Here is a 5,166-nt window from a genome sequence, read left to right as displayed (position 1 = left end):
CTTCGTCGAGGTGCACCTGAGCACCTCGCTGGCCACCTGCGCGGCGCGCGACCCCAAGGGCCTGTACGCGCGCGCGAAGGCCGGCGGGCTGGCCAACTTCACCGGCATCGGCTCGGCCTACGAAGTGCCCGCTCGGCCCGAACTGCGGCTGGACACCGGCGAGCTGTCGCCGGCCGACGCCGCGGCCCGGGTGCTGGCGCTGCTGCAGGCGCGCGGGCACCTGCCGGCCTGAGGTGACGCGCTTCCTGCGCGCCGTGGTGTGGGGCGCTGAGCGGCGTGGTCAGTGGCGTGCAGGCGGGCCGTCTTCGTCCACCTCGTCATCGACCGCCTCGTCGGCGATGGATTCCACGTCGTCGGATGCGTAGGGCCGGCCGGCGGCATTCGTGGCCCAGGTCGGGTCGCTGACCAGGTGGTCCGGCAGGATGTCGGCCGCATCGTCGCGGTCGTTGCCGGTGGCCGATCCACGCTCGCCGGTGCCGCGCGCATCGCTGTCGCTGTCGCGGTGCACCGGCAGCGCGCCGAGTTCGCCGGGGTTGTCGGCGTCGGTGGGCATCGCGCGTTCGCCCTGCACGTCGCTGCCGCTGTCCGAGCTGTCGCTCGGGCCGAGTGCGTCCACGTCGCGGCCGGCGGCGCGGCGGGCGGCGCGTTCGCCGCCGAGGATGCTGCTGTTCGACATCGTTGGTCCTTTCACGGTGATCGACGGGCTGCGCGGTGCGCGCGACCCATGGGTGCAGACTAGGCCGCGTGCCGCGCAGGGTCTGTAGGACTTGGGGCTGCCTGCGGGCGGGAGAAGTTCGAGCGGGAAAACCCTTCGCGGCCCGGGGCAGCGCGCTCCTAGAATCATTTGTGCAACCGCACATCGATCCGATCACGCGACCCCACCGGGTCCCACAAGGAGTTTGCTGAATGGCCTCGACTCGCCGCCCTTCCGCCAAGACGGAGGGAGCCGCTCCTGAATCTGCCAAGGAAGGCACCGCCGGCAGCGCGACCCGCGTGCTGAAGAAGTACCCGAACCGCCGCCTCTACGACACGCAGAACAGCAGCTACATCACGCTGGCCGACGTGAAGGCGATGGTGCTGGCGGGGCAGGATTTCGTCGTGCGCGACGCCAAGACCTCCGAAGACCTGACGCGCAGCATCCTGCTGCAGATCATCCTCGAGGAGGAAACCGGCGGCGTGCCGATGTTCTCGTCGCAGACGCTCGCGCAGATCATCCGCTTCTACGGCCATTCGCAGCAGGGAATGATGGGCAGCTACCTCGAGAAGAACCTGCAGGCCTTCACCGACATGCAGGCCCGCTTCGCCGAGCAGTCGAAGGGCCTGAACCCCGAGTTGTGGACGCAGTTCCTGAACGGCCAGGCGCCGGGCGTGCAGGGGGTGATGGGCAATTACCTCGAGCAATCGCGCCACATGTTCGAGCAGATGGCCAAGCAGGCGGAGGCCCTTTTCCCCGGAATGCCCGGTTTCGTGCCCCCGAAGCGCTGATTCGAGCCCGTCCGCACCCGCGGGGCTTCGCCGATCGGCGAAAATCCGCGGATGACTCAAGACCTGCTGGCGCCCGCTRCCGCCACCGCCTCCTCGCCGAAGATCGGTTTCGTCTCGCTCGGCTGCCCGAAGGCGCTGACCGACTCCGAGCTGATCCTCACCCAACTGCGCGCCGAGGGCTACGACACCTCCAAGACCTTCGCCGGGGCCGACCTGGTGATCGTCAACACCTGCGGCTTCATCGATGACGCCGTCAGGGAAAGCCTGGACACCATCGGCGAGGCGCTGGCCGAGAACGGCAAGGTCATCGTGACCGGCTGCCTGGGCGCCAAGGCCGGCGAGGGCGGCGGCAACCTGGTGCGCCAGATGCACCCGAGCGTGCTGGCCGTGACCGGCCCGCACGCCACGCACGAGGTGATGGACGCGGTGCACCTGCACGTGCCCAAGCCGCACGATCCGTTCATCGACCTGGTGCCGGCGCAGGGCATCAAGCTGACGCCGCGCCACTACGCCTACCTGAAGATCAGCGAAGGCTGCAACCACCGCTGCAGCTTCTGCATCATCCCCAGCATGCGCGGCGACCTGGTCTCGCGCCCGGTCGGCGACGTGCTCGGCGAGGCGCAGCGGCTGTTCGAGTCCGGCGTCAAGGAACTGCTGGTGATCAGCCAGGACACCAGCGCCTACGGCGTCGACGTGAAGTACCGCACCGGCTTCTGGGACGGCAAGCCGGTGCGCACCCGCATGCTCGACCTGTGCGAGAAGCTCGGCGAACTGGCCGAGCGGCACGGCGCCTGGGTGCGGCTGCACTACGTCTACCCGTATCCGCACGTTGACGAGGTGCTGCCGCTGATGGCCCAGGGCCGCGTGCTGCCCTACCTCGACGTGCCGTTCCAGCATTCGCACCCCGACGTGCTGAAGCGCATGAAGCGCCCGGCCAACGGCGAGAAGAACCTCGACCGCCTGCAGCGCTGGCGCGAGATCTGCCCGCAGCTGGTGGTGCGCAGCACCTTCATCGCCGGCTTCCCGGGCGAGACCGAGGCCGAGTTCGAGCACCTGCTCGACTTCATGCGCGAGGCGCGCATCGACCGCGCCGGCTGCTTCGCGTACTCGCCGGTCGAGGGCGCGACCGCCAACGCGCTGCCCGATGCGGTGCCGGCCGAGCTGCGCGAGGAGCGCCGCGCGCGCTTCATGGCGGTGGCCGAGGAGGTGTCGGCCGCCAAGCTGCGCGAGCGCGTCGGCGCGACCATGCAGGTGCTGGTCGATTCGGCCCCGGCGCTCGGCCGCAAGGGCGGCATCGGCCGCAGCTATGCCGATGCGCCCGAGATCGACGGCCACGTGAAGCTGCTGCCGCCGGAGAAGGCGTCGAAGACGCTGAAGGTCGGCGAGTTCACGAAGGCGCGCATCGTCGGCACCCAGGGGCATGACCTCGTCGCCCAACCGATCTGAGATGGCGGCCGACGACAAGCCGGACCAACGCACCGCGCTGATCCACCACCCCTACGTGCCGCCGGCCGGTTTCGGCGCGGTGGCGCCGGGCGTGTACAAGGCGTCGACGGTGATCYTCCCGACCACCGCCGCGCTGCATGCGCGCACCTGGCGCGAGAAGACCGGCTACACCTACGGCCTGCACGGCACGCCGACCAGCTTCACGCTCGAAGAGCGCATTGCCACGCTCGAAGGCGGCCTGCACACGCTGCTGGTGCCGAGCGGGCTGGCCGCGATCACGCTGGTCGACATGGCGCTGCTGAAGGCCGGCGACGAGCTGCTGATCCCCGACAACGCCTACGGCCCGAGCAAGGAACTGGCGCGCAACGAACTGGCGCGCTGGGGCATCGCCCACCGCTTCTACGATGCGATGGACCCGGCCTCGCTGCAGGCCGCGATCGGCCCGGCGACGAAGCTGGTCTGGCTGGAGGCGGCGGGCTCGGTGACGATGGAATTCCCGGACCTGCCGGCCTTGATCGGGATCGCCCGCGATGCCGGTGTCACCTGTGCGCTCGACAACACCTGGGGCGCGGGGCTCGCGTTCGACCCGTTCGCGCTCGGCGTCGACATCTCGATCCAGGCGCTGACGAAATACCCGTCCGGCGGCGCCGACGTGCTGATGGGCTCGGTGACCACGCGCGACGAGCCGCTGCACCTGAAGCTGAAGTTCACGCACATGCGCATGGGCTGGGGGGTCGGCGCGAACGACGTGGAGTTCGTGCTGCGCGCGCTGCCGTCGCTCGCGCTGCGCTACGACGCGCAGGACCAGGCGAGCCGCACGCTGGCGCGGTGGTGGGCGGCACGGCCGGAGGTGGCGCAGGTGCTGCACCCGGCGCTGCCGTCGTCGCCGGGGCACGCAGCCTGGCGGGCGCTGTGCACGCGCGCCGCCGGGCTGTTCTCGGTGGTGTTGGACGAGCGGTTCTCGATCGCGCAGGTCGAGGCCGTCGTCGATGCGCTGCGGCTGCACAAGATCGGCTACTCGTGGGCCGGGCCGGTCAGCCTGGTGGTGCCGTACGAGCTGAAGGCGATCCGCCGGCAACCGGCCTGGAACGGCGCGCTGCTGCGCTTCTCGGTGGGGCTGGAGGCGGTCGACGACCTGATCGCCGATGCCGAGCAGGCGCTGCGCGTCCTGAAAAAGGACTGAGCGTCAGTCCTTGGTGGGCGCCGAGACCTTGTGCCGCATCAGGCGGCCCTTCTCGCGGTCCCAGTCCTTCTGCTTCTCGGTGTTGCGCTTGTCGTGCTCGGCCTTGCCCTTGGCCAGCGCGATCTCGGCCTTCACGAGGCCGCCCTTGTAGTGCAGGTTCAGCGGCACCAGCGTGAAGCCGCGCTGCTCGACCTTGCCGACCAGGCGCTTGATCTCTTCCTTGCGCATCAGCAGCTTCTTGGTGCGGTCGGCCTCGGGGTTGACGTGGGTCGACGCGCTGCGCAGCGCATTGATGCGGCAGCCGATCAGGTAGAGCTCGCCGTCGCGGATCAGCACGTAGCCGTCGGTCAGCTGCACCTGGCCGGCGCGGATCGCCTTGATCTCCCAGCCGTGCAGCACCATGCCGGCCTCGTAGCGTTCCTCGAGGTGGTAGTCGTAATGGGCTCGGCGGTTTTCGGCAATCGACATGGGGTCCAGATGAGGCGCGTGGCGCTCAATACAATCCGGCGATTGTATGAAGCATGTCAAGAAGTCCGTCCTCCTTTGGTATTCGCCGCACGAGATGTACTCGCTCGTGACCGACATCCCGAGCTATCCGCAGTTCCTGCCGTGGTGCGAACGCGCCGAAGTGCTGGGCGAAGACGGCTCCGGCGTCACCGCCCGGCTGCAGCTGTCGTTCGCCGGCGTCGGCCAGGCCTTCACCACGCGCAACGAGAACGTGCCCGACGAAAGCGTCCACATGATGCTGGTCGACGGCCCGTTCTCGACGCTCGATGGCACCTGGCGCTTCCTGCCGCTGGCCTCGCCGGGTTCGGCGGGCCCGGGCGGGCAGGTCGCCTGCAAGATCGAGTTCGAGCTGCGCTATGAATTCGCCAACGGCGCGCTGGAGCTGGTGATCAGCCCGGTGTTCGACCGCATCGCCAACACGCTGGTCGATTCGTTCGTCAAGCGGGCGGAACAGGTGCATGGGCCCCGTTGACCACGCCGAGCTGGCGATCGAGGTCGCCTGGAGCCCGCAGGCGGGCGAGGTGAGGGTGGTGCCACTGCGGCTG

Annotated in this window: 7 protein-coding genes; 5 read left to right on the top strand and 2 right to left on the bottom strand. The window is 69.4% G+C overall.

The window, feature by feature from the left end; genetic code table 11:
• A partial coding sequence (locus AC1D01_RS19975; RefSeq protein WP_477869327.1) for an adenylyl-sulfate kinase occupies window positions 1-232 on the top strand: 232 nt, incomplete at its 5' end.
• A gap of 48 nt (window positions 233-280) precedes the next feature.
• Here the strand turns inward: AC1D01_RS19975 and AC1D01_RS19970 are convergent.
• Window positions 281-676, bottom strand: a complete 396-nt coding sequence (locus tag AC1D01_RS19970) for a hypothetical protein (protein ID WP_477869325.1) — start codon at window positions 674-676, stop codon at window positions 281-283.
• Window positions 677-906: 230 nt separating this feature from the next.
• Between AC1D01_RS19970 and phaR the strand changes: the two genes are divergently transcribed.
• Genes phaR through AC1D01_RS19955 form a run of 3 tightly spaced genes read left to right on the top strand, consistent with a single transcriptional unit; the run spans window position 907 to window position 4,114 of the window.
• Window positions 907-1,485 carry a polyhydroxyalkanoate synthesis repressor PhaR gene (gene phaR / locus AC1D01_RS19965; RefSeq protein WP_477869323.1) on the top strand — a complete coding sequence of 193 codons (579 nt, stop codon included), beginning with the start codon at window positions 907-909 and terminating at the stop codon, window positions 1,483-1,485.
• Window positions 1,486-1,536: 51 nt separating this feature from the next.
• Window positions 1,537-2,931 (top strand): 30S ribosomal protein S12 methylthiotransferase RimO, encoded by a 1,395-nt coding sequence (gene rimO, locus AC1D01_RS19960; RefSeq protein WP_477869321.1) that lies wholly within the window; start codon window positions 1,537-1,539, stop codon window positions 2,929-2,931.
• Window position 2,932: 1 nt separating this feature from the next.
• A complete protein-coding gene (locus AC1D01_RS19955; protein WP_477869319.1) occupies window positions 2,933-4,114 on the top strand; it encodes a PLP-dependent transferase in 1,182 nt (393 codons plus the stop codon).
• A gap of 3 nt (window positions 4,115-4,117) precedes the next feature.
• Here AC1D01_RS19955 and smpB read toward each other — a convergent pair whose 3' ends face one another.
• Window positions 4,118-4,582: an SsrA-binding protein SmpB gene (gene smpB / locus AC1D01_RS19950; RefSeq protein WP_477869317.1), complete on the bottom strand. Its 465-nt coding sequence runs from the start codon at window positions 4,580-4,582 to the stop codon at window positions 4,118-4,120.
• A 46-nt stretch (window positions 4,583-4,628) separates the two neighbouring features.
• Here smpB and AC1D01_RS19945 point away from each other — a divergent pair, with 46 nt between their 5' ends.
• Window positions 4,629-5,093: a type II toxin-antitoxin system RatA family toxin gene (locus tag AC1D01_RS19945; protein ID WP_477869315.1), complete on the top strand. Its 465-nt coding sequence runs from the start codon at window positions 4,629-4,631 to the stop codon at window positions 5,091-5,093.
• Window positions 5,094-5,166: the final 73 nt, after the last annotated feature.

This window comes from Rhizobacter sp. P3_B12 (assembly GCF_056402895.1).
This window is presented reverse-complemented; position numbering and strand designations above follow the sequence as displayed.

Coding starts and splice junctions, on each gene's coding strand:
- AC1D01_RS19970 (WP_477869325.1), bottom strand. CDS start 676: ATGTCGAACAGCAGCATCCTCGGCGGCGAACGCGCCGCCCGCCGCGCC.
- phaR (WP_477869323.1), top strand. CDS start 907: ATGGCCTCGACTCGCCGCCCTTCCGCCAAGACGGAGGGAGCCGCTCCT.
- smpB (WP_477869317.1), bottom strand. CDS start 4,582: ATGTCGATTGCCGAAAACCGCCGAGCCCATTACGACTACCACCTCGAG.
- AC1D01_RS19945 (WP_477869315.1), top strand. CDS start 4,629: ATGAAGCATGTCAAGAAGTCCGTCCTCCTTTGGTATTCGCCGCACGAG.